Genomic DNA, 22141 nt, shown 5'->3' on the forward strand with positions numbered 1-22141 from the left:
TGGAAGCTCGCCACCGTCAAGATGTCGTCCACGTCGGTGTCGTTGTCTAGCACGTTGCCGGTGGCTGGATTGTCTTCGGCGACGGTGTTCATATCGGCAACCAGCACCGACGGGTCATTCTCCGGTGAGGTATCGGTATCGGTAACGGTTCCCGCACCTGCAAGTAACAAGCCCCCCTCTTGCGTCTGCGGGAGCCCCGAATCCTGGTTCAAGCCGCTGGTTTCAAAACCGCTTTCCGGGGTGGTTTCCGCCCCGGTCCGTTCGACGGAGACCGTACCCTGATTGCCGTCACCGACGCCCTCGCCCGCTCCGGCGGCGGGTGCGTCGAGCACTTGCGTGGGGTCGGCGCCGGCCAGGATCGCCTGCTGGATCGCATCGATGTCGCTGGTGCGGTCGGCAATATCCTGTGCTACCGCGGGGTCGTACACCTCGTCATTCAGCAGGGTTTCGCTCTGCCCTCCCATACTCAGGTTGGTGCCGTCGCGCAGTTCAATCACCACACTGGCCCGGCTGCTGGTGATGACCACGTCATCCGCAAAGACCATATCGCCCAATTGCAGCAGCCGTTCTACTCCCGCGCTGTCAATGGCGGTGACTTGTCCGCTGATCAACTTGACATAGCCAATAGCGCTGGCTTGATTTGCGGTTGTGGTTGAATCGGCCATAACTTACCCCTTTATATACGGTCAGGTTTTGTGGGTTTACCCAAAATGGGTATCCGTTACCGTAATCCTGACCCAAAACGAATGCCGATTCTATTGGACCCTGGTACTAGCCCGCACTGCCATCACCTTAACCACGGTGGATGCCGATCCGCTCATTGTGACGGGTCGCGCCCCCGCCCTACAATATCCGCGAGGTACCCATTGGACCTGATGGGCACACGTGTTTTAACTACCCAAAGGCCTGCAAGTCATTGAAAATGAAGAAGGGTATCCGCAATGCGCGATTGAAGGGTGACTATTCATGGGCTACAGTCGGGGCTATCCAAGCATGATATGGGATACTACGCATGAAACCGCCAATTGCGTTTCAGCAGCACCGTGACACCATTCGGCAGATCGTCGATCGCCACTTCCCGGATTTCGCCACTCAGAATCCGGACTTCCCACTCAAAGCCGCCTACGGTACACGTAATGCGCTGACACACGGCTACTTCAAGGTTGATCTGGATGTAGTCTGGAAGACCATTGAGCGTGACTTGGCTCTGCTAGAGGTTCAGGTTAGAGATGTTATTCATGCGCTATATCATAGAGGACCATCCCCCTCGCTATGATTAATATCCGGGGCAGCCTTTCTAGGCCCGGACTCTGCAACAATATTTGCGCCGCTTTGATTTCCAGTTCCACCTCCACCCCTATCCAGACCGCTAGAACTAACAACGCATCCAGGCTGAACCTGATTATACGCCCGCATTGGATGCGCAAGTTTAACCACCCGAAAGGTACTGTTCGCGGCGGTGCCGCTTCTCTACTGGTGGAGGGTGGAGAAGAGGGTTGACCGGGAACGGAATGGAGTCATACCCGACTTCCCCTCCGGTATCCCGCCATACGGCGCCCACAGCGCGCCCTATGATTCAGGTGAACTCCACGGATCGGGGTGAAGATGATACCGCGCTGGCCAACAGGGCGAGCTGGAGGCGGTTTTTGGTGCCAGTTTTCTGGAATATGTTGCCCAGGTGGGCCTTGACTGTGCGCTCGGTGATGCCCAGTTCGTTGCCGATCTGTTTGTTGTTTTCGCCGCCGGCGATCCGCAGGGCGATCTCGTGCTCCCGGTTGGTGAGGTCCGCCAGGCGTTGTGCCGCCGCTGGATTCGGAACAGCCGCTGCAGCGCCGCCCTCCGCCACGCCCCGGATCAGATGCTGGATGACCTCCTGCCCCAACCAGAGTTCACCCGACTGGATCAGACTCGCCGATTGACTCAATGTCACCGGATGCATCCAGCAGTTGCCGTAGCCCCGTACACCGGCACGCGCCAGAGCCACCCCCTGCATGGGTTCCGGTCTTGCGGTCATGGAGTAGATTCGTGTGGTCGGATGTTGCCTCAACAGGTCGGAGACCAGGCCGACCGCATCGACGCCGGGCATATCCAGATGGAGTATGACCATTTGATCACGGCTTCCATTCAACCGCCGATGCAGCTGTTCCACGTCTGCAACGGCTTCGGCGGCCATTCGCGCTTCCGCCAGGCCATTGAGCCAGTGTTCCCGAACCTGTCTATCGACACTACACAATAGAATCATTTTCAATCCCTTACCCTGTCCCTCTCCTGGCGGAGGTTTTTGTATTGCCCATCGGCCATGGCTTTGATGGGCATAGCGTGGCGTGCGTATCAATTGCGATCGATGCGGTTAGTTTCACTCACCGCATCCTTCCCTGCTCTTCCCGGATTACGCCACTCTGGGCGCAAGCCATTTTTCGTGTTCGGGCGATGCTGGCTCCATCCAGGCGAAGGGCCTGTGCCACTGGGCGCGCCCCCACCGCGAAGACCTTTCGCGCCAGAGGTACTCCTACAACACCATTGCAAATCGCACAACAGCATTATTTGATCAGCGCTCACGTAATGCCCGCTCCTTGGCGCGGAGCACCGGTTTCAGCAGATAACTGAGGACGCTTTTTTTCCCGGTCAGGATATCCACTTCGGCCTGCATACCGGGGATGATATTCAGTGGATTGATTTCATTGCCCAGCTGATTATGCTCGGTCCGCACCCGCACCAGGTAATAGCTCTTCCCCTCCTCATCCTTGATAGTATCGGCACTGATGTGCTCCAGCTGACCCTGCAGGCCGCCGAAAATAGCGAAATCGAAGGCGCTGAACTTGACCACCGTTTTCTGTCCCGGCCGCAGAAAGCCGATATCCTCCGGGCGAACCTTGGCCTCCACCAGCAGGCTGTCTTCCAGTGGCACAATCTCCACCAGTTCCATACCCGGCTGGACCACCCCGCCCACGGTGTTGACCATCAGTTGCTTGATGGTGCCGCGCACGGGCGAGCGTACTGCGGTACGCTGCACCCGATCCTCCAGCGCCACGCTGGAGGCGGTCAGCGAGGAGAGCTCGGCACTGACTTCACTCCACTCCTCCCGCGCCTTGCTCTTGAAGCGAAGCTCCAGCTCTTCAAGCTTTCTGTGCGACTCATCCAATGTCGACTGGATGCGGGGAATGGACAGGGTGGTGGATTCGAGCTGACCGGCCAGTTCGTTCACCTCGCGCTCAAGCCGCAATACCTCCACCTCGGAGATGGCTCCGGCCTTGACCAGCGGGCGGGTCATGGTCAGCTCCCGTCGTACCAGATTGAGGCTGCGCCTGAGCTGGCTCCGCTTGGCCGCAAGTTCCGCCAGCTCCTGCCCGCGTTGCGCAGTCTGCTCTTTGAGAATACTGCGGTTATTGTCCAGTTCGGAGCGTCGCGCCCGATACAGACTCTGTTCCTGTTGGGCCAGGCGCGGACTTTCCGCCAACACCTCCGGCGGCGGGACAAACTCGGACAGTTCCGCCTCGGCCTGAAGGCGCGCCGCCTTGGCCTTGAGCGCGAGGTACTGCGTGCGAGTCTCGCGTAGCGATGAGGCGAACCGGGTATCGTCAATCTGCAGCAGGATCTGCCCCTTCTCGACCTTCTGGCCCTCGGCAACCAGCAGGGCGGCGACGATGCCACCCTCCAGATTCTGCACAACCTGCACTTGGCTGGAAGGAATCACCTGGCCAATACCCTGGGTCACCTCATCCAGTTCGGCCCAATCGGCCCAGACCAACGCGACCAGAATAAACAGCACCGCGATCCACAGGATCAGGCGACCGCCCTTCGGAGTTCTGATCAACTGGGCTGCCGCCACATCGGTCATGTACTCCAGATCGTCGGTATATCCGGGCCGAGGATGGATGCCATTCGGGCCAATTGAGGCCTGGCCAGCCGCCGTCTGTCCGATTGTGCTGTTCTGCTGTCTGCTCTTCATTGAATAGGCTCTATCCTGTATGCCGCCGCCAAGCTCATTGACCCGCACGCAACGCACCTTCCCGGAGTGATTGCAGCACCTGGTCTTTCGGCCCGTCGGCCATGACCCGCCCGCCGTCCAGCACGATCAGTCGATCCACCAGCTCCAGCAGGGAGGTACGGTGGGTCACCAATACCAGGGTGCGGTTTTTCACATAATCGACCAGGTTCCTTTTCAAGCGCTCTTCCGAGGTATGGTCCATCGAGTTGGTCGGTTCATCCATCAGCAGAAACGGCGGGTCATTAACCAGGGCGCGGGCGATGGCAATGCTCTGGCGCTGGCCGCCGGAGAGATTGTTGCCACGCTCGCCGACCTGGAGATCAAATCCCAGGGGATGCCGATTGACGAACTCCGAGGTGCCGGACAAGTCCGCCACGCGCAGGATATCCGCGTCGTCGACATGGGGGGCACCCATCAGGATATTGTCCTTCACCGAGCCGAAAAACAACATGATATCCTGGGGCACGTAGCCCATATTGCGCCGCAAGTCGGCGGGGTCGATCTGGCGCATATCGGTTCCGTCGACCCGCACGGCACCTTCCGTCGGCTCGAACAGCCCCTGCATCAGTTTCTCTATGGTGGTCTTACCCGACCCTACCCGGCCGATTATCGCCACATGCTCGCCGGGTCGGATGGCGAAGGAGACATTGGTCAATGCCCGGTTCTCTTCACCCGGATATTGGAAATTGACATTGTCGAACTCGATACCGCCCGATAGGCTGGGGCGGCTGACAAAGGATTGCCCCAGGGGGCGTTCCACCGGCATCTCCATGATGCCGTTGAGACTGCTCAGGGCGGTTTTGGCCTGAAAATAGCGGACCGCCAGATTGGCATATTGGCTCATGGGGCCCATCGCCCGGCCGGTCAGCATCACCGAGGCGATGAGCCCGCCCATGCTGAGTTCACCTTCGGTGACCAGATAAACCCCCATGATGATCACCGCCACCTGGGCAAACTGCTGAAAGAACACCGCCACATTGACCGCGGAGGAGGAGATCAGACGGGAGCGCACACCCCACTGGGCGATATGGGCTGTCAGCTGCTCCCACTTGCGCTGGAGGGCGCTCTCGGCACCCAGGTGCTTGACGGTTTCGATGCCGGTCAGGGTCTCTATCAGGGTGGCTCCTTTCTGCGCCGAGGCGCGAAACGAGCTTTCAACGGCCTTGCGCAGCGGCGCCTGTATCAGCCAGCCATAGATCAACACCAGGGGGATGAGGATCAGTGGCACCAGTACGATCGGACCGCCGATAAACCAGACCACCAACAGAAAGAAGACGATAAAGGGGAGATCCACCAGCGTAGTGATGGTGGCCGAGGTGATGAAGTCGCGAATGCTTTCAAATTCACGCAGGTTGTTGGCGAATGCGCCGACCGAGGGTGGCCGGACATTCATCTTCATGCCCATCACCTGTTCAAAAATGCGCGCGGAAAGCAGCACGTCGGCCTTTTTACCCGCCAGGTCGATAAAGTAACCGCGTAGCACCCGCATCAGAAAATCAAAGCCGAACACCACGGAAACGCCGATCGCTAACACCCAGAGGGTCTCGACGGCGTTGTTGGGAACCACCCGGTCGTAGACGTTCATGATGAACAGCGGGCTTGCCAGGGCAAACAGGTTGATCAGGAAGGAGGCCACCAGCACATCGCGATAGATGCGCCAGGAGCTGAACAGGGTGCTCCAGAACCAGTGCCGCTCGCGCAGCTTGAGCACCTCGGGCGCCCGGTCATCGAACTGATGCTGGGCCTGGATAAATATCGCATAGCCGCTGTATTCGGCTTCCAGCTCCGCCAGCGGCTGCTGTTTTTCCCCGTGACCACTCTCCGGCTGGATAATGGTCGCGATGCCCGATGTGGAATCGACCGAGAGCAGGATACAGGCCTGCCGCCGTTTCATCAGCAGCACGGCGGGAAGCACAAAGTCCGAGATCCGCCCGATCGCGCGTTTCACCACGCGGGAGGAGAGTCCCGCCCGCGCCGCGGCACGGGGAAACAGCTCCGGGGTCAGGCAGTTGTCCACCAGTGGCAGGCCAGCTCTCAGGGCTTCCGCCGAATAACTTCTCCCGGAAAGCCTGGCGACAATGACCAGCGAAGCCAGCAAGGGGTCATCATGGGTGGAACCATCACGCGGATGGACCCAGGCATTGTCTATTTGTGCTTCTACTGAGACATTCATCAGATTAAATCACGTTCCTGTCGATTTTTTTTGCGCATTATACTAACGTGATGGTTAATCAATGTGGATTGTATCCATCAACCTTTCAGGACGAACAACATACCGCTATGCCATTTGCCCAGCGCGATAAACAGGGTCGGATCATTGCTCTCTTCAGCGAACCGCGGGTGGAAGCCCAGGAGGCGATACCGGCGAGTCATGAAGAGGTGCTGGCATTTCTGCTCTCCGGCAACAGCGACCAGACCGAGACCAAGAGCTATCTGTCGCAAACCGATGACGAGATGGTCCGGGTCGTGGAGGATGTCATTGATCTGCTGATCAAGAAGAACCTCATACTGCTCACCGACCTGCCCACCGCCGCGCAACAGAAGCTGGTTATGCGCAAACGCCTGCGCGCCAAATTCCTGCTGGAAGACACGGTTCTGATCGAGGATGACAACATCCTCTGACGGGACATCCCGCACGTCTACCCTGTACCTTACAAAGGGTATCGGCAGCGACGGGAGAACTTGAAGGGTTGCAACAGAATAAGTTCCTGCACTCGCCCGCCCCAGGGCCACGCATAAACCCCGTTGGGGTTCGCAGGCTCACCCCAATCTACGGCTGTCTGTTTGATGGGTTACTTCGCGGCGGAGCCGCTCCCACAGCCATCCTACGTCACTACGGGAGCGTTGACGCCTTGGTGGAAAGCGTTATCAGAGCAGATGGCTAACCAGCCCATCCGCCAGCTTCGGCTCGAACCAGGTGGATTTGGGTGGCATGATCCGGCCGGCATCCGCCACCGCCATCAGGGCGTTCATGGTGGTCGGGTAGAGCGCGAAGGCAACCGCCCATTCGCCACTGTCCACCCGCTGCTCCAGGGCCTTCAGCCCACGGATGCCGCCGACAAAGTCGATCCGGTTGTCGGTGCGCTGATCGGCTATCCCGAGCAACGGTTCCAGCAATTCATTGGCCAGCAGGCTCACATCGAGGCTCGCCACCGGATCGAGTGAGGGAATGCGCGCATCCTCCAGTACCAACCGGTACCAGGTACCCGCCAGGTACATGCCGAAATGCCCCGTCTGCTCCGGCTTGACCGGCTGATCCATCTCCTTGACACGGAATCGCTCGCCGACCACCCGCAGAAATTGTTCGCCGGTCATCCCGTTCAGATCCCGAACCACGCGGTTGTAATCAAGGATGCGGGTCTGTTTATGGGGAAAGATGACCGACAGGAAGTAGTTGTACGGCTCCTCCCCGGTATGTTGGGGATTGCCCGCCCGGCATTGCGCCGCCACGCGGGACGCCGCGGCCGAGCGATGATGGCCATCGGCCACATAGAGGGCCGGCAGCCCTTCGAACAGCAGGGTCAGGGCGGTTATCCGGGTTTTGTCCGACAGTACCCAGATCTGGTGGTGCACCCCATCGCTTCCCGTAACCTCCATGTCGGGGTCGCCCTCGGCCGCACCGTCGAGCAGGTCGTCGATCCGCTCATCGCTCGGGTAGGCCAGAAACACCGGTCCGGTCTGGGCATTCAGCGCCGAAATCTGCTTGACCCGATCCAGCTCCTTGGCCGGGCGGGTCAGCTCATGGCGCTTGATCCGGCCATCATCATAGGCATCCACGGAGGCGGCAGCCACCACACCCAGCTGGGTATGGGTGCCCATGGTGAGGCGATAGACATAGAAACAGTCACGGCTATCCTGGGTCAGCACCCCTTCACGGCGCATGGTGGCGAGATTTTCCGCCGCCTTGGCATAGACCTCGGGGGCGTAGGGATCGACATCGGCGGGAAGATCGACCTCCGGGCGGGAGATGTGCAGAAAACTCCAGGGCCTCCCCTCGACCATCGCCCTGGCCTCGGTGTCACTCATCACGTCATAAGGCGGGGCAGCGACCTCCTCCGCGCGTCCGGCGGCGGGCCGCAGCCCGGGGAATGCTCTGATCAGCGACATAACTCTCCTCGAAGGATATGCTAGGAAACGGCGACTTATTCAGCGCGCATTGTTCCAAAGCGTTCAGGTGCTGTCCAGACAGTGATGCTTATTGCGATATTAGCGGCGGTTTTGGTGGGCGCCATGAGGTGTTGCAGCCCGTAGGTTGGGGTGAGGAACGAACCCCAACATCATGCGCATACGCATGAAGCCCCGTTGGGGTTTGCAGGCTCACCCCAAGCTACGGCCTGCGATCATCGCGGCGGAGCCGCCTCTACGGCCGTAGGTCGCGTTCGCCGAAGGTGTAACCCGACAGGGCAGCAGGCTATTCCCGCTCTTCGATCCAGGCCATCTGGATGGCTTCCAGGATCCGCTCCCCAGTGTGTTTCGGGTCATCATCAAAATCGGGCAACGCCATGACCCACTTGTTCAGGTCGACGAAGTTGACGTGACTGGGATCGACATCCGGATGCGCCTCGTCCAGTTCGATCGCGATATTGAAAGAATCCGTCCATTTCAAACCCATAATCCGCCCCAATTCAGTGAGTTTCTGAAACCATATTGATGGTGTATTTTGGTATCTCGATTACCAGATCCTCATCACCGACCTGCGCCTGACAGCTGAGACGGGATTCCGGCTCCAGCCCCCACGCCTTGTCCAGCAGATCCTCTTCCACCTCATCCGCCTCTCCCAGCGAGTCGAAACCCTCGCGGATGATCACGTGGCAGGTGGTGCAGGCACAGGATTTTTCACAGGCATGCTCGATCTCTATGCCATTTTGATTGGCCGCATCGCAAATGGAGATGCCGGGTTCCACCTCGATCACCGCCCCTTCCGGGCAGATCTCTTCATGGGGAAGAAAAATAAGCTGAGTCATGTTCAATCCTATGCTGCTGTCGCTATTCAAAGTCGTCAATGCGGTGACCGGACATGGCCTTGCGCACACTGGCGTTCATACGTCTTTCGACATAGAACTCGCAAGATTTCTCCAGCGCCTCCACCGCCGCCTTGATGGCGGCCTGATCCCCCTCCCGGGTGATCTCGGCGAGCGTCCGCAAGGCCGATTCTATGCCGTTTCGTTCCTTCGCATCCAGCAGCTCGTCGCCATCGGCATGCAGGGCCGCGGTCAGCGCCTCGATGACGCGCTCCGCCTCGACCTGCCGTTCGCGCAGCAGCCGCGCCTCCATGTCCTCCTTGGCATGGTCAATGGATTCCCGCAGCATGGATTCGATCTCACCATCGGTCAATCCATAGGAGGGTTTCACCTCGACGCTCGCCTTGACGCCGCTGCTCTGCTCCTGCGCCTCCACACTCAGCAGGCCATCGGCATCCACCGAGAAGGTGACCCGGATGCGCGCGGCGCCGGCCACCATGGGCGGGATGCCGCGCAACTCGAAGCGCGCCAGGGAGCGGTTGTCGGCAACCAGTTCCCGCTCGCCCTGCAGCACATGCACGGCCATGGCGGTCTGCCCGTCCTTGAAGGTGGTGAACTCCTGGGCCCGGGCCACCGGAATGGTGGTATTGCGCGGGATGATCTTCTCCACCAGTCCGCCCATGGTCTCAATCCCTAGCGACAGCGGATTGACATCCAGCAGCAGCATCTCGTGGTCCGACTTGTTGCCCACCAGGACATCCGCCTGAATGGCGGCACCAATCGCCACTACCCGGTCCGGATCGATGTCCACCAGCGGATCGGTGCGGAAAAACTCGCCCACCAGCTCGCGCACCCGCGGGACCCGGGTGGAACCGCCGACCATCACCACATCCTTGATCTGCTCCGGGGTCAGACCGGCATCGCGCAGGGCCCGGCGACAGGGCGCCAGGGTCTTGCGTATCAGGGGTTCGATCAGGGTCTCGAACTGTGCGCGGCTCAGTTCGCCCTGCCAGGTCGTGCCGTCGACCAGGGCTACCGTGATCGCGGTACTGTGCGCCGCGGTGAGCGCCTCTTTCGCCTTGCAGGCCACCTGCATCAGCTGGCGCAGGATGGAGTGGTCGGCATCCCGGTCGATACCGGCCTGGGCCATGATCCATTCGGCCACCGCGTGGTCCAGGTCATCGCCCCCCAGCGCGGAATCGCCGCCGGTGGAGAGGACTTCGAACACCCCCTTGTTGAGGCGCAGGATCGAGATATCGAACGTACCGCCACCCAGGTCGTAGATGGCATGCACGCCATCCGAGCCAGTATCCAGACCGTAGGCGACCGCCGCCGCCGTGGGTTCATTGAGCAGCCGCAACACCTTGAGCCCGGCAATCGTGGCGGCATCCTTGGTGGCCTGCCGCTGTGCGTCATCGAAATAGGCCGGTACGGTGATCACGATGCCTTCCAGCTCACCGCCCAGGGAATGCTCGGCACGCCGCACCAGGGACTTGAGAATCTCCGAAGAGACCTCGATGGAGCTGACCTCACCCCGTACGGTCTGGATCCGCGGAACGGCCGCGTTGCCCTCCTGGAACCGGTACGGCAGCTTGTTGCCGAGGGATTTGATATCCGCGAGCCCGCGACCGATCAGGCGCTTGACCGAGATGATGGTATTCAGGGGGTCCTGCGCCGCCATTTCCCGGGCCCGGCGACCCACCTCGATGCCATTTTCCAGGTAGCGCACGACCGACGGCAGCAGATGCTCACCGTCCTCGTCCGGCAAGGTGACCGCCTTGCCGCTGCGTACGACAGCGACCAGGGAGTTGGTGGTGCCCAGGTCGATCCCGACCGCCAGCCGGTGTTGATGCGGCGCGACGGATTGTCCCGGTTCAGAAAGTTGGAGTAAGGCCATAATCCTGGGATCCTCAGTCGATCGCTGTACAGCGCAGCCTATCAGAACAGCTTATCATAGGGCGTCATCCAGCTCGGCTTCGAGGGATTCGGCATCAAAACGAAGTTTTTTCAGGAACTGCATCTTCAGCAGATTCTCTTTGGCCGCCGCCAGTTGCTCCGGCGTCGCCGACTCGAACTGGACCGCCATCTGAGCGATCAGGCCGTTGATCCGTCGATTCACATCGGTCATGAACTCCGCGATCACCGCATACGGATCCGGCTTGTCACGCGCCGCCTCCAGCTCCTCGCGCAGCTCCATCTGCTCCATCAGGAAAGCGGCGTCCCGGGTGGTCTCCCGGCCATGCTCCATCTCGATCCCATTCAGACTGAGCAGATAGCTGGCACGCAGGACCGGATCTTTCAGGGTTTCGTAGGCCTCGTTGATGCGCACCGCCCCCTGCATCGAGAGGCGGCGTTCCTGTTCTGTTGCATTGGCAAACCGGTCGGGATGCACTGCTCTCTGCAACTCACGGTAATGAGCTGATAGCTGTTCAGTGTCTACGATATAACCCACCGGCAAGCCAAACAACTCAAAGTAGTTCTTTGAGAAATCCAGCATCGCTTGGTTTTAAACTGCTATTGGGCTTTAAACGGTTATCGGGTGGTGTGAACTCGGTGCCGAGAGAGAAAAACCCCATCAGACGTTAAAGCTTTCGCCACAACCACAGGAGTCCTTGACGTTGGGATTATTGAACTTGAACCCCTCGTTGAGTCCCTCGCGGGTGTAATCCAGCTCGGTGCCGTCCAGATAGAGCAGGCTCTTCGGATCGACCAGCACCTTGACGCCATGCTGTTCGAAAATCTGGTCATCCGCTTCACTCTCGTCGGCGAATTCCAGAACGTAAGCCATGCCCGAGCAGCCGGAGGTGCGGACACCGAGTCTTATACCCAGGCCCGACCCCCGGTTTTCAAGATAATTGCGCACATGCGTGGCAGCCGCTTCAGTTATGGTAATGGTCATATCGTCTCACTCCGGGTTCCCTTTCGGCATCCCGATCTACAACAACACTAGAGGCAATATAATGCCTTAACGGCTAGCCCTTTGCATTCTTTGCCGTGTAATCCTGCACCGCGGCCTTGATCGCGTCCTCGGCAAGCACGGAGCAGTGAATCTTGACCGGCGGCAATGCCAGCTCCGCGGCGATCTGGGTATTTTTGATCTGCTGCGCCTCCTCCAGGGTTTTGCCCTTCACCCATTCGGTCAGCAGGCTGCTGGAGGCGATGGCGGAACCGCAACCGTAGGTCTTGAACTTGGCGTCCTCGATCACGCCCTGCTCATTCACCTGTATCTGCAGTCGCATCACATCACCACAGGCGGGCGCACCGACCATCCCGGTACCGACATTCTTGGCCTCCTTGTCCATCACGCCGACGTTGCGGGGGTTCTCATAGTGGTCCAGGACCTTCTCACTGTATGCCATTCTCAATTCTCCGGATTCAGTGCCCAGACCAATATATGCCGGTGACACTGGTAAACTGCAAATAGATTAACCTTATATACCCAATCAGACAGTAACGCGCACCTAATGTGCCGCCCACTGTACCGAATGGAGATCAATCCCTTCCTTGAACATATCCCACAAGGGCGAAAGCTCGCGCAGACGGTTGACCTGCTGACTGATCAGCCCGATGACATAGTCGACCTCCTCCTCGGTGGTAAAACGACCGATAGTGAAGCGGATTGAGCTGTGCGCCAGTTCGTCCTCCCGGCCGAGGGCGCGCAGCACATAACTGGGCTCCAGACTGGCCGAAGTACAGGCCGAGCCGGAGGAAACGGCAAAGTCTTTCAGCGCCATGATCAGCGATTCGCCCTCGACATAGGCAAAACTGATATTGAGGTTGCCCGCCACCCGATGTTCCAGATCGCCATTGAGATAGACCTCGTCCATCCCCTTGATGCCGTTCCAGAGCCGGTCACGCAACTGCATGATGCGCTCATTGTCCTGTGCCATCTCCGCCTTGGCGAGACGGAACGCCTCGCCCATACCGACGATCTGGTGGGTGGCCAGGGTACCCGAACGCATGCCGCGCTCATGGCCACCGCCGTGCATCTGGGCCTCCAGACGAACCCGTGGCTTACGTCGCACGTACAGCGCGCCGATGCCCTTCGGGCCATAGAGCTTGTGCGCGGAGAGGGATAACAGGTCCACCTTCATGCGCTCCATGTCCAGCGGCACCTTGCCGGCGCTCTGCGCGGCATCCACATGAAACAGTATCTTGCGCGCGCGGGTCAGCTCGCCGATGGCCTCGATATCCTGAATGACCCCGATCTCGTTATTCACGTGCATGATGGAGACCAGGATGGTGTCGTCCCGCATCGCCGCTTCGAGCTTAGCCAGATCGATCAGGCCATTCGGCTCGGGATCGAGGTAGGTCACTTCGAACCCTTCACGCTCCAGTTGCCGGCAGGTATCCAGAACCGCCTTGTGTTCGGTCTTGCTGGTGATGATGTGCTTACCCTGTTTCTGATAGAAATGGGCGGCCCCCTTGATGGCCAGATTGTCGGACTCGGTCGCTCCCGAGGTCCAGACGATCTCTTTGGGATCGGCATTCAGCAGTGCGGCGACATCGCTTCTCGCCTGCTCTACCGCGTCATCCGCATCCCAGCCGAACTTGTGGGAACGCGAGGCCGGATTGCCGAACATGCCGTCCGGGGTCAGGTACTGGCACATCTTCTCCGCAACCCGGGGATCAACGGGCGTGGTTGCCGAATAGTCCATATAGATGGGTAATTTCATCATCACTCCAAATTCTTAAGGTTGTCGACCGGTATCAGGCCCGTACGCCTGTACCCACCGGGGTAGCTGCAAATTTCACATCGGCCGAAACGGCGGCCTTTTCAGCTGCCCGGCGTCGCTCTTCATCCTGTCGCTGTGCGACCTTCTTAACCCCGCGCCGCTCCATTAAATCATGCAGGCTGATCCGGTTAAGATAGTCATATATCTGGTCACTGAGGTCATGCCAGAGATCATGGGTCAGACAGCGCTCGTTGTCCTGACAGTTGTGGCTGCCGCCACACCGCGTGGTATCGACCTTTTCATCCACGGCGGTAATGACAGCGGCGATAAAGATCTCGTCGGCCTCCTTGCCGAGCACATATCCGCCCCCCGGGCCCCTGACACTGGATACCAGGAGCTTTTTCCGCAACCGGGAAAACAGCTGTTCCAGATAAGAGAGGGAGATACCCTGACGCTCGGCGATATCCGCCAGCGTGATCGGCCCCTCCCCCTGGTGGAAGGCCAGGTCCAGCATGGCGGTTACTGCATAACGTCCTTTTGTGGTTAACCTCACAGCGGATACTCCTCAATATTTGATGACGCTAATATATAATACCTGAGTGAATCAGTCAACTATTCAGGGCCGCTATTTTCTTTCACCGGAGTCGCCAACTCCTGATTTTCAGCTCCTTGTATTTTAAGCAATTCTTCGGCCGTAGAGGCGATCTCTGAGGTGTCTATCTCGGGAATCTCCAGGTCGGGGTGATCTTCGCTGACGCGCTGGAGTATCTGACACATGGTCTGCATGCGCTGATCCATGACGTGGATATGATCCAGCATGCAGTTGATGGCGTGGGCGACCGGATCGGGTGCATCACTGGTGGCACCATAGGCGTCAAAGCCCATCTTCTCGGCGATCTCCGAACGCCGCGCCTTGGTGGCGCCGGACGCCGCCGCGATCAGGCGCCCGGGCACACCGACCACCGTGGTGCCTGGTGGAACCGCTTTCAGCACCACCGCGTTAGAACCGATTCGGGCACCGTCGCCGATCTCGATCGGGCCCAGCACCTTGGCGCCGGCCCCCACCACCACATTATTACCCAGGGTCGGATGGCGCTTGCCCTTCTGCCAACTGGTGCCGCCAAGGGTGACACCGTGATACAGGGTACAGTCGTCGCCGATCACCGCCGTCTCCCCGATGACCACACCCATGCCGTGATCGATAAAGAAGCGGCGCCCGATGGAGGCCCCCGGATGGATCTCGATCCCGGTGGTCCAGCGCGCGAAGGTGGAAAGGAACCGGGCGATCCAGCAGAGGCCGATATTCCACAGCCAGTGGGTCAAGCGATGCATCAGCAGGGCGTGCAGACCGGGGTAGGTGGTCAGCACCTCGAAGGCGTTGCGGGCCGCCGGGTCGCGTTCAAATACACTGGCGATATCTTCTTTGAGACGAGTGAACATTAGGGGATTCCATCTACTCCGGCACGACATCAGGAAACTGCTATTCCCGACTATTCTACTCGATTATTTCACCGACTGACCAGCGCCGGCACCCGCCACCCCGGCGCGGCAAACTACCGTCATGGGAGCGGCTGTAGGTTGGGGTGAGCTTGCGAACCCCAACAGATTTCCGATCATGCGCACACTAATGTTGGGGTTCGTTCCTCACCCCAACCTACGGCCTGTAAAAATACGGCAGTGTATTTATGGCAATGAGTACTTGGTAGGCAGGGGTCAACCGACGAGCTATTCGCGCCGCATCGACTTACGGCCTTGCGCCGCACTCAGGATACCGCGCAGGATATTGAGCTCCTCCGGATCCGGGCGCGCCCGCAGAAACAGCCGCCGCAGTCTCCGCTGCAGTTTCGCCGACTGCCGGGGATCGCTGAAACCAATATCCAGCAGCGCCTGCTGCAGATGCTGGAAAAATCCTTCCATCGCCTCCACCGGCGCCGCGGTTACCAACTCCGACTCCCGGGGCTCGGCTACCACCAGTGACTGCAGGTAGATTTCATAGGAGATGACCTGCAGCGCCTGGGCAATATTCAGGGAACTGTATTCAGGATTGGCCGGGATATGCACCAGATAGTGGCAGCGATCCAGCTCGCTGTTGCGCAGCCCGGAACTCTCGCGGCCAAACAGGATCGCCACCTCGCCCTGGGTCGCCTCGGTCCACAGCTGCTCGGCGCAGGCCCGGGGCAGCAACTGCGGCCACTCCACCGTCCGGAGACGGGCGCTTGCCCCGACCACCAACCGACACCCCGCCAGGGCCTGGTCCAGCGTTTCAAAGACCCGGCACTGCTCCAGGATACTGTCCGCACCGGCCGCCCGCGCGGTCGCCTCCGCGCTGGGGAAGGTGCGCGGGGCGACCAGACAGAGCCGACCCAGCCCCATGTTCTTCATTGCCCTGGCGGCGGCACCGATATTGCCCGGATGGGTGGTCTCGATGAGGATAATTTTGATGTTCTTCAGCATAGTCGCAAGCCTACCTGATTCGGTGTCATTTCTCAGCTGGATTGAACCGTGACAGCGCGAAAAATCTTGCCGCGGAAAGTGATTTCCCCTTTATTAGCGGCGCGGGTTGATGTATCTTCCACGCCCATGCACCCGATGATGAATATTGCTGTCCGTGCCGCGCGTAGCGCCGGTAACATACTCCTCCGTTATTACGAGCGATCCGACACCCTGACGATTACCCAGAAGGGCCGCAACGACTTCGTGTCGGAAGTGGACAGGGCCTCCGAACAGGCCATTATTGACACCCTGCGGAGCGCCTACCCCAACCACGCCATCCTGGCGGAAGAGAGCGGCAGCAGGAGCGGCAATGAGTTCCAGTGGATCATCGATCCGCTCGACGGCACCACCAACTACCTGCATGGATTCCCCCAGTTCGCCATTTCCATCGCTCTGAAACACAAGGGCGTACTGGAGCACGGGCTGGTCTATGATCCGCTGCGCGACGAGATGTTTACCGCCAGCCGCGGAGACGGCGCGCTGCTCAACGACCGGCGCCTCCGGGTAACCAGTCGGAAAACGCTGGAAGGGGCGCTGCTCGGAACCGGTTTTCCGTACGGCGACCTATCCAATCTGGATGCCTATCTGGGCATGTTCCGGGATTTGATCAAGGATACCGCCGGCATCCGCCGGCCGGGATCGGCGGCACTGGACCTGGCCTACGTGGCCGCCGGACGCCTGGACGGGTTCTGGGAACTGGGGCTCTCCGAGTGGGATTTCGCCGCCGGCGCCCTGCTGGTCAAAGAGGCCGGCGGTACCGTGTCCGATATCAATGGCGGCGGCCGCTTCTTCGAGACCGGCAACCTCATTGCCGGCGGTCTGCGACTCCATTCCGCCATGGCCGGCGTGATCCGTCCGCACCTCACCGAGCGGCTGCGCGCCTGATTTACCGATAGTCCGCTAAGGACCCGCGCAAGAATAAGTTCCTGTATTCGGTCGCCCCTGGACCCCGCTGGCGGCGTTACGCTTTTTGCCAAGGGAGCGGCCATTGCCTGCAAAGCGTGCCTTGCCAGCGGGGCCCAGGAACGCCCTCGGTACTACGGAATTATTCTTGCGCGGGACCTAAAGTTTTTCACACCCGGCCCGATAAACCGGTTAAGTTCATAGAAGGTGCCACATTCATTGGGCACTTTGGAGATCGGGCGCCATGAAGGACAATTCAGATATCACCGTTACGATCAGTGATCGTGCGCTTGAGATGATCATGCGCGATGTGCTGGATGGCCTGCTTGAGCTCTCTCTGGAATCCTCACTCTGTGCCGATACCACGGATTTCGAAATCCTCGAGATCCGTCCGGCACAGACCGGCAGACCAAACCACCGGCGGACAGATGACGGGAAAACCGAGGCGGAGATCATCGATTTCCCCAACCTCAAACACGCCTGCGGATAGCCTCAACCACACACAAAAAAAGCCCGGCGGGTGGCTCCCCCGCCGGGCTTTTTACGGTCTGTTATTTTCCCGCCTGCGTCAGGGTTCGGCATCCACCTCGGCGCCCTCTTTGACCACCGGCATGAGGTCCGCCTTGCTGATGCCCAGCATCAACACCGCGGTACTGGCCACGTAGATCGAGGAGTAGGTACCGACCAGGACGCCGATAATCAGCGCGAAGGCAAAGCCGTGAATGATCTCGCCGCCAAACACAAACAGGGCGACCAGCACCAGCAGGGTGGTCAGCGAGGTCATCAGGGTGCGCGCCAGGGTCTGGTTCAGCGAGCTGTTGATAATCTCCACCGCGCTCCCCTTGCGCATCTTGCGGAAATTTTCCCGGATACGGTCAAATACCACGATGGTGTCATTCAGCGAGTAACCGATCACCGCCAGCAATGCCGCCAGCACGGTCAGATCGAACTCGATCTGGAACATGGAAAAGATGCCCAGGGTGATCAGCACGTCGTGAACCAGGGCGATCACCGAACCCAGGGCGAAGCGGTATTCGAAACGCAGTGCCACGTAGACCAGGATGCCGATCAGGGCGTAGAGCATCGCCAGCCCCCCGTCCTCGGTCAGCTCGTCGCCCACCTGGGGACCGACGAATTCCACCCGGCGCAGCGTGGCCTCGCCGGCCTGCGCCTGTTTCAGCGCGGTGAAGGCACGGTCGCTGAGTTCGGCGCTCGCCAGTTCCGCCTGGGGCGGTAGCCGCACCAGCACATCCCGGGAGGTACCGAAGTGCTGTACCTGCGCATCGCCGAAGCCGCCCTCACCCAGGACGCCCCGCACTTTGGACAGCTCCGCCGCCTCTGCGTAACCGACCTCGACCAGGGTCCCCCCGGTAAAGTCGATCCCGAGGCTCAGTCCGCGCACCAGGACGGAACCGAGGGAGATCAGCACCAGCAGCACCGAGAGGATCGCGGCCAGCTTGCGCTTGCCCATGAAGTCGATTTCGGTCTTTCGTTTAAAAATCTGCATCAGAGTCATCCCAATCAGATACTGAGCCGGGCGACACGCTTGCCGCCATAGATCAGATTGATCACGGCGCGGGTGCCCACAATGGCGGTAAACATGGAGGTCAGGATGCCGATAAACAGGGTGACGGCAAAGCCCTTGATCGGTCCGGTACCAAAGCTGAACAGCACCACGGCGGCTATCAATGTGGTGATATTGGCATCCACGATGGTGGAGAGCGCCTTCTCGTAACCGGCAAAGATGCTCGCCTGTGGGGTGCTGCCGTTGCGAATCTCCTCACGAATACGTTCGAAGATCAGCACATTGGCATCCACCGCCATACCGACCGTGAGCACGATACCGGCGATACCGGGCAGGGTCAGGGTCGCCTGCAGCATGGAGAGCACCGCCACGATGAACACCAGGTTCGTCAGCAGCGCCATATTGGCCACCAAGCCAAACACCTTATAGTAGATGGCCATGAAGATCATCACCACGGCCAGGCCGATCAGTACCGAGGCAAAGCCCTGATCGATATTATCCTGCCCCAGGCTGGGACCGATGGTCCGCTCCTCGACGATATCGATCGGCGCCGCCAGGGCACCGGCGCGCAGCAACAGCGCCAGGTCGTGGGCCTCTTCCGGGCTGTCCAGACCGGTGGTCTGGAAGCGGCGCCCGAACGGCTCGATGATATTGGCGACACTGATCACCTCCTCCACCTGGACCTTGCGGGTCACCGGCTGGCCATTCACCAGGCGGGTATCCTTACGGGTTTCGATAAACACCACCGCCATCGGCTTGTTGACGTTTTCGGTGGTCACATTGCGCATGCGCCGCGCACCCTGGCTGTCCAGGCTGACCGACACCATGGGACTGCCGGTGCGCTGATCGAAGCCGGACGAAGCGTCGGTGATCTGGTTGCCGGTCACGATCACCCGCCGTTTCAATAGAATCGGCCGGCCATCACGGGTCTGGTACAATCTGGAGCCGGGCGGCACCCGGCCGGCCAGCGCATCCTCCACGCTGTGCTCGGTATCCTCCAGGCGATACTCCAGGGTGGCCGTGGCACCGAGCAGCTCCTTGAGTTTCGAGGGGTCCTGGGCGCCCGGGAGCTGCACCACGATACGCCGCTCGCCCTGCTGCTGGATCACCGGCTCCGAGACCCCCAGGGCGTTGACCCGGTTACGCAGGGTGGTGATGTTCTGGTCCAGGGCGAATTTCTTCACCGCGCGCTGCTCGCTGGGACTCATTTTAGCCTGGACCAGAAACTCCTCCCCCTCGTCCAGGGCTTCCAACTGCAGGTCGCGGTACTCGTTGCCGATGACATCCAGCGCCTGGTCGCGCAGCCCAGCCTCCTTGAACGAGACCAGGATGGCGTCATCACGGACGGCCACCCGGCTATAACGCAGCTTCTCATCCCGCAACAGGGTGCGCAGATCACCGTTGTAGCGTTCCATTGCCTGGCTCACCGCGGCGTCCATGTCGACATCGATCAGCACATGAATACCGCCGCGCAGATCCAGACCCAGGTACATGGGCAGCGCGCCCACGGTCTGCAGCCAGCCCGGCACGTCGGTGGAGAGCGTCAGGGCCTGGGTATAATCGCCGCCCAGGGTGGTCTCCAGAATCTCCTTGGCCCGCAACTGACTCTCCGAGTCGTTGAACCGGACCAGCAGCTTGTCGTCGCCGGCATCGGTTGACTTGATTGCGATGTTCGCCTTGTCCAGGGCCGTGCGAACCGTTTGTTCGGTCGCGGAACCGACCGTTGCCCGGCGACTGCCACTGATCTCCAGTGAGGGGTCCTGGTCAAAAACGTTGGGCAGGGCGTAGAGCAGGCCAAACAGCACCAGCACCACTACGAGGAGGTTCTTCCAGAGAGGATATCGGTTCATCGTTATCTGTTGTTGCGGAAGCTCTACAGGGACACGCCGGAGCAACCCGGGGGCCCTACGAAACAGCCGGCCCGTACGGGCCGGCCAGTGATTACAGCTCTTTCAGGGTGCCTTTTGGCATGATGGCCGCCACCGCCTGACGGCGGATCTTGACCTCGACCCCTTCAGCGATTTCGACCTTGACGAAATTCTCACCCAGATCGGAGATCCTGCCCATCAATCCGCCTTCGGTCTGTACCTCATCGCCCTTGGCCAGGGTCTCGACCAGTTTTTTGTGCTCCTTCTGACGCTTCATCTGCGGACGAATCATCAGGAAATAGAGCATGATAATCAGGCCGATCGGCAAGATCAGGCCTTCCAAACCGGGTGAACCCGCACCGTCGCCAGCCGCCTGGGCCATGGCATCTGAAATAAAGAAACTCATGGTGTTCTTACCTTAAGTCAAGTGGTCAAAATGTACTGATTCGGCACGGACCACACCGTGCGGGAATCACAAGCGGGGCATTATGCCACAGTTGTTGTGATTAAAGAATTTATCACCACCACCGGCCGATCAAGGGCGGAGCAATACCCGAAGATGCGACCTCGCGGATGGTTTTTCAAGCCGGAAGATCAGGCCCGCATGGCGTAAAAATCCCGGGCAAAGGCATCAAACCGCTGTTCGGCGATGGCCTGGCGGATAGCGCGCATCAGGGACTGATAATAATAGAGGTTATGGATGGTATTCAGCCGGGCACCCAGGATCTCGTTGCAGCGCGAAAGATGACGCAGATAGCTGCGGCTGTAGTTTTGGCAGGTATAGCAATCACAATGCGGGTCCAACGGGCCGGTATCATCGGCATGCACGGCATTGCGGATGCGCACCACCCCCTGGTGGGTAAACAGGTGGCCGTTACGCGCATTGCGGGTCGGCATGACGCAATCGAACATATCGATGCCGCGCCGCACCGCCTCGACGATATCCTCCGGCGTCCCCACCCCCATCAGGTAATGCGGCTTGTCCGCCGGCAGCCTTGAGGAGAGAAAATCCAGCACCCGCCAGCGATCGGCGGGCGGCTCGCCCACCGACAGCCCGCCCACCGCATAGCCGTCGAAACCGATCTCCATCAGCCCCTCCAGGGAACGTCCGCGCAACGCCTCATAAACCCCGCCCTGGACGATACCGAACAGGGCCGAGGGGTTATCGCCGTGCGCCTGCTTGCTGCGCTGCGCCCAGCGCAGCGAGAGCTCCATGGAGACCCGGGCCTCCAGCTCGGTGGCGGGATAGGGGGTACACTCGTCGAAGATCATCACAATATCGGAACCGAGTTGACGCTGTACCGCCATCGACTCCTCCGGCCCCATGAATATCCGGCTGCCGTCGATCGGCGAGCGAAAGTGCACACCGGCCTCGGTAATCTTGCGCATCGCCCCCAGGCTGAACACCTGAAACCCTCCGGAATCGGTCAGTATGGGGCGCTGCCAGTGGATGAAGTCATGCAGGTCGCCATGCGCGGAGATGATTTCGGTGCCGGGGCGCAGCATCAGGTGGAAGGTGTTGCCGAGGATGATCTCGGCACCGCCCGACTCCAGCTCCTCCGGGGTCATCGCCTTGACCGTGCCATAGGTCCCAACCGGCATGAAGGCCGGTGTCTGGATCGAACCGCGCGGGAAGGTGATCCGCCCCCGGCGCGCCGCGCCGTCAAGGTTTGTGACTTCAAATAGCATGATTTATATCAACATAAATGGATTTTAACGACTTGACA

23 protein-coding genes are annotated in these 22141 nt (G+C 60.0%); 4 read left to right on the forward strand and 19 right to left on the reverse strand.

What is annotated here, in order from left to right:
- The coding region (locus O9K64_RS18010; protein ID WP_275099494.1) for a retention module-containing protein at positions 1 to 665 on the reverse strand (665 nt) is incomplete at its 3' end.
- 347 nt (positions 666 to 1012) lie between these two features.
- Here O9K64_RS18010 and O9K64_RS18015 point away from each other — a divergent pair.
- Positions 1013 to 1276: a DUF86 domain-containing protein gene (locus tag O9K64_RS18015; RefSeq protein ID WP_275099495.1), complete on the forward strand. Its 264-nt coding sequence runs from the start codon at positions 1013 to 1015 to the stop codon at positions 1274 to 1276.
- A 300-nt stretch (positions 1277 to 1576) separates the two neighbouring features.
- On the opposite strand, the gene O9K64_RS18020 is transcribed toward O9K64_RS18015, so the two are convergent.
- The 3 genes from O9K64_RS18020 to O9K64_RS18030 form a co-directional block, all read right to left on the reverse strand.
- The gene (locus tag O9K64_RS18020) at positions 1577 to 2242 is read right to left on the reverse strand and encodes a LuxR family transcriptional regulator (RefSeq protein WP_275099496.1); all 666 of its coding nucleotides are present in this window, start codon (positions 2240 to 2242) and stop codon (positions 1577 to 1579) included.
- 306 nt (positions 2243 to 2548) lie between these two features.
- The gene (locus tag O9K64_RS18025) at positions 2549 to 3949 is read right to left on the reverse strand and encodes an HlyD family type I secretion periplasmic adaptor subunit (protein ID WP_275099497.1); all 1401 of its coding nucleotides are present in this window, start codon (positions 3947 to 3949) and stop codon (positions 2549 to 2551) included.
- Positions 3950 to 3983: 34 nt separating this feature from the next.
- Positions 3984 to 6161, reverse strand: coding sequence for a type I secretion system permease/ATPase (locus tag O9K64_RS18030; protein ID WP_275099498.1), 2178 nt, complete (start codon positions 6159 to 6161; stop codon positions 3984 to 3986).
- Positions 6162 to 6268: 107 nt separating this feature from the next.
- Between O9K64_RS18030 and O9K64_RS18035 the strand changes: the two genes are divergently transcribed.
- Positions 6269 to 6610, forward strand: coding sequence for a hypothetical protein (locus O9K64_RS18035; RefSeq protein WP_275099499.1), 342 nt, complete (start codon positions 6269 to 6271; stop codon positions 6608 to 6610).
- A gap of 246 nt (positions 6611 to 6856) precedes the next feature.
- On the opposite strand, the gene O9K64_RS18040 is transcribed toward O9K64_RS18035, so the two are convergent.
- The 11 genes from O9K64_RS18040 to O9K64_RS18090 all read right to left on the reverse strand — a co-directional run bounded on the left by O9K64_RS18040 (position 6857) and on the right by O9K64_RS18090 (position 16079).
- Positions 6857 to 8095, reverse strand: coding sequence for a DUF1015 domain-containing protein (locus tag O9K64_RS18040; protein ID WP_275099500.1), 1239 nt, complete (start codon positions 8093 to 8095; stop codon positions 6857 to 6859).
- Between the two features lie 304 nt (positions 8096 to 8399).
- Positions 8400 to 8594, reverse strand: a complete 195-nt coding sequence (gene iscX / locus O9K64_RS18045; protein ID WP_260294508.1) for a Fe-S cluster assembly protein IscX — start codon at positions 8592 to 8594, stop codon at positions 8400 to 8402.
- Between the two features lie 19 nt (positions 8595 to 8613).
- Positions 8614 to 8952, reverse strand: a complete 339-nt coding sequence (fdx, locus tag O9K64_RS18050; RefSeq protein WP_260294500.1) for an ISC system 2Fe-2S type ferredoxin — start codon at positions 8950 to 8952, stop codon at positions 8614 to 8616.
- A 22-nt stretch (positions 8953 to 8974) separates the two neighbouring features.
- Complete coding sequence (hscA, locus tag O9K64_RS18055) at positions 8975 to 10846, reverse strand: Fe-S protein assembly chaperone HscA (RefSeq protein WP_275099501.1); 1872 nt, start codon at positions 10844 to 10846, stop codon at positions 8975 to 8977.
- A gap of 54 nt (positions 10847 to 10900) precedes the next feature.
- Entirely contained in the window at positions 10901 to 11446 is a 546-nt protein-coding gene (gene hscB / locus O9K64_RS18060) for a co-chaperone HscB (protein ID WP_260294498.1), read from the reverse strand.
- 78 nt (positions 11447 to 11524) lie between these two features.
- A complete protein-coding gene (gene iscA, locus O9K64_RS18065; protein WP_275099502.1) occupies positions 11525 to 11848 on the reverse strand; it encodes an iron-sulfur cluster assembly protein IscA in 324 nt (107 codons plus the stop codon).
- Between the two features lie 73 nt (positions 11849 to 11921).
- Complete coding sequence (gene iscU, locus O9K64_RS18070) at positions 11922 to 12308, reverse strand: Fe-S cluster assembly scaffold IscU (RefSeq protein WP_275099503.1); 387 nt, start codon at positions 12306 to 12308, stop codon at positions 11922 to 11924.
- Positions 12309 to 12410: 102 nt separating this feature from the next.
- On the reverse strand, positions 12411 to 13625 hold the full coding sequence (locus O9K64_RS18075) for an IscS subfamily cysteine desulfurase (RefSeq protein ID WP_275099548.1): 1215 nt from the start codon (positions 13623 to 13625) through the stop codon (positions 12411 to 12413).
- A gap of 34 nt (positions 13626 to 13659) precedes the next feature.
- Entirely contained in the window at positions 13660 to 14178 is a 519-nt protein-coding gene (iscR, locus tag O9K64_RS18080; RefSeq protein WP_275099504.1) for a Fe-S cluster assembly transcriptional regulator IscR, read from the reverse strand.
- 59 nt (positions 14179 to 14237) lie between these two features.
- On the reverse strand, positions 14238 to 15065 hold the full coding sequence (cysE, locus tag O9K64_RS18085) for a serine O-acetyltransferase (protein ID WP_275099505.1): 828 nt from the start codon (positions 15063 to 15065) through the stop codon (positions 14238 to 14240).
- A gap of 285 nt (positions 15066 to 15350) precedes the next feature.
- Complete coding sequence (locus tag O9K64_RS18090) at positions 15351 to 16079, reverse strand: RNA methyltransferase (RefSeq protein WP_275099506.1); 729 nt, start codon at positions 16077 to 16079, stop codon at positions 15351 to 15353.
- A gap of 126 nt (positions 16080 to 16205) precedes the next feature.
- On the opposite strand from O9K64_RS18090, the gene O9K64_RS18095 reads away from it, so the two are divergent.
- Positions 16206 to 17003: an inositol monophosphatase family protein gene (locus O9K64_RS18095; protein WP_275099507.1), complete on the forward strand. Its 798-nt coding sequence runs from the start codon at positions 16206 to 16208 to the stop codon at positions 17001 to 17003.
- Positions 17004 to 17265: 262 nt separating this feature from the next.
- Complete coding sequence (locus O9K64_RS18100) at positions 17266 to 17511, forward strand: hypothetical protein (protein ID WP_275099508.1); 246 nt, start codon at positions 17266 to 17268, stop codon at positions 17509 to 17511.
- Positions 17512 to 17589: 78 nt separating this feature from the next.
- Here O9K64_RS18100 and secF read toward each other — a convergent pair whose 3' ends face one another.
- The 4 genes from secF to tgt all read right to left on the reverse strand — a co-directional run bounded on the left by secF (position 17590) and on the right by tgt (position 22103).
- Positions 17590 to 18528: a protein translocase subunit SecF gene (gene secF / locus O9K64_RS18105; protein ID WP_275099509.1), complete on the reverse strand. Its 939-nt coding sequence runs from the start codon at positions 18526 to 18528 to the stop codon at positions 17590 to 17592.
- Positions 18529 to 18542: 14 nt separating this feature from the next.
- Positions 18543 to 20396: a protein translocase subunit SecD gene (gene secD, locus O9K64_RS18110; protein WP_275099510.1), complete on the reverse strand. Its 1854-nt coding sequence runs from the start codon at positions 20394 to 20396 to the stop codon at positions 18543 to 18545.
- A gap of 91 nt (positions 20397 to 20487) precedes the next feature.
- Positions 20488 to 20820 (reverse strand): preprotein translocase subunit YajC, encoded by a 333-nt coding sequence (yajC, locus tag O9K64_RS18115; RefSeq protein WP_275099511.1) that lies wholly within the window; start codon positions 20818 to 20820, stop codon positions 20488 to 20490.
- A gap of 188 nt (positions 20821 to 21008) precedes the next feature.
- Positions 21009 to 22103, reverse strand: coding sequence for a tRNA guanosine(34) transglycosylase Tgt (tgt, locus tag O9K64_RS18120; RefSeq protein WP_275099513.1), 1095 nt, complete (start codon positions 22101 to 22103; stop codon positions 21009 to 21011).
- Between the last annotated feature and the right edge of the window lie 38 nt (positions 22104 to 22141).

The organism is Sedimenticola hydrogenitrophicus, assembly GCF_029017505.1.
Lineage (GTDB): Bacteria > Pseudomonadota > Gammaproteobacteria > Chromatiales > Chromatiaceae > Sedimenticola > Sedimenticola hydrogenitrophicus_A.

Excerpts from the sequence above, each read along its gene's own strand:
- O9K64_RS18015 (WP_275099495.1), top strand. The coding sequence starts at position 1,013 with ATGAAACCGCCAATTGCGTTTCAGCAGCACCGTGACACCATTCGGCAG.
- secD (WP_275099510.1), bottom strand. The coding sequence starts at position 20,396 with ATGAACCGATATCCTCTCTGGAAGAACCTCCTCGTAGTGGTGCTGGTG.
- hscB (WP_260294498.1), bottom strand. The coding sequence starts at position 11,446 with ATGCTGGATTTCTCAAAGAACTACTTTGAGTTGTTTGGCTTGCCGGTG.
- O9K64_RS18030 (WP_275099498.1), bottom strand. The coding sequence starts at position 6,161 with ATGAATGTCTCAGTAGAAGCACAAATAGACAATGCCTGGGTCCATCCG.
- O9K64_RS18025 (WP_275099497.1), bottom strand. The coding sequence starts at position 3,949 with ATGAAGAGCAGACAGCAGAACAGCACAATCGGACAGACGGCGGCTGGC.
- iscU (WP_275099503.1), bottom strand. The coding sequence starts at position 12,308 with ATGGCATACAGTGAGAAGGTCCTGGACCACTATGAGAACCCCCGCAAC.
- cysE (WP_275099505.1), bottom strand. The coding sequence starts at position 15,065 with ATGTTCACTCGTCTCAAAGAAGATATCGCCAGTGTATTTGAACGCGAC.
- tgt (WP_275099513.1), bottom strand. The coding sequence starts at position 22,103 with ATGCTATTTGAAGTCACAAACCTTGACGGCGCGGCGCGCCGGGGGCGG.
- hscA (WP_275099501.1), bottom strand. The coding sequence starts at position 10,846 with ATGGCCTTACTCCAACTTTCTGAACCGGGACAATCCGTCGCGCCGCAT.
- fdx (WP_260294500.1), bottom strand. The coding sequence starts at position 8,952 with ATGACTCAGCTTATTTTTCTTCCCCATGAAGAGATCTGCCCGGAAGGG.
- yajC (WP_275099511.1), bottom strand. The coding sequence starts at position 20,820 with ATGAGTTTCTTTATTTCAGATGCCATGGCCCAGGCGGCTGGCGACGGT.
- O9K64_RS18035 (WP_275099499.1), top strand. The coding sequence starts at position 6,269 with ATGCCATTTGCCCAGCGCGATAAACAGGGTCGGATCATTGCTCTCTTC.
- iscA (WP_275099502.1), bottom strand. The coding sequence starts at position 11,848 with ATGACCATTACCATAACTGAAGCGGCTGCCACGCATGTGCGCAATTAT.
- O9K64_RS18090 (WP_275099506.1), bottom strand. The coding sequence starts at position 16,079 with ATGCTGAAGAACATCAAAATTATCCTCATCGAGACCACCCATCCGGGC.
- O9K64_RS18100 (WP_275099508.1), top strand. The coding sequence starts at position 17,266 with ATGAAGGACAATTCAGATATCACCGTTACGATCAGTGATCGTGCGCTT.
- O9K64_RS18075 (WP_275099548.1), bottom strand. The coding sequence starts at position 13,625 with ATGAAATTACCCATCTATATGGACTATTCGGCAACCACGCCCGTTGAT.
- O9K64_RS18040 (WP_275099500.1), bottom strand. The coding sequence starts at position 8,095 with ATGTCGCTGATCAGAGCATTCCCCGGGCTGCGGCCCGCCGCCGGACGC.
- O9K64_RS18095 (WP_275099507.1), top strand. The coding sequence starts at position 16,206 with ATGCACCCGATGATGAATATTGCTGTCCGTGCCGCGCGTAGCGCCGGT.
- O9K64_RS18020 (WP_275099496.1), bottom strand. The coding sequence starts at position 2,242 with ATGATTCTATTGTGTAGTGTCGATAGACAGGTTCGGGAACACTGGCTC.
- secF (WP_275099509.1), bottom strand. The coding sequence starts at position 18,528 with ATGCAGATTTTTAAACGAAAGACCGAAATCGACTTCATGGGCAAGCGC.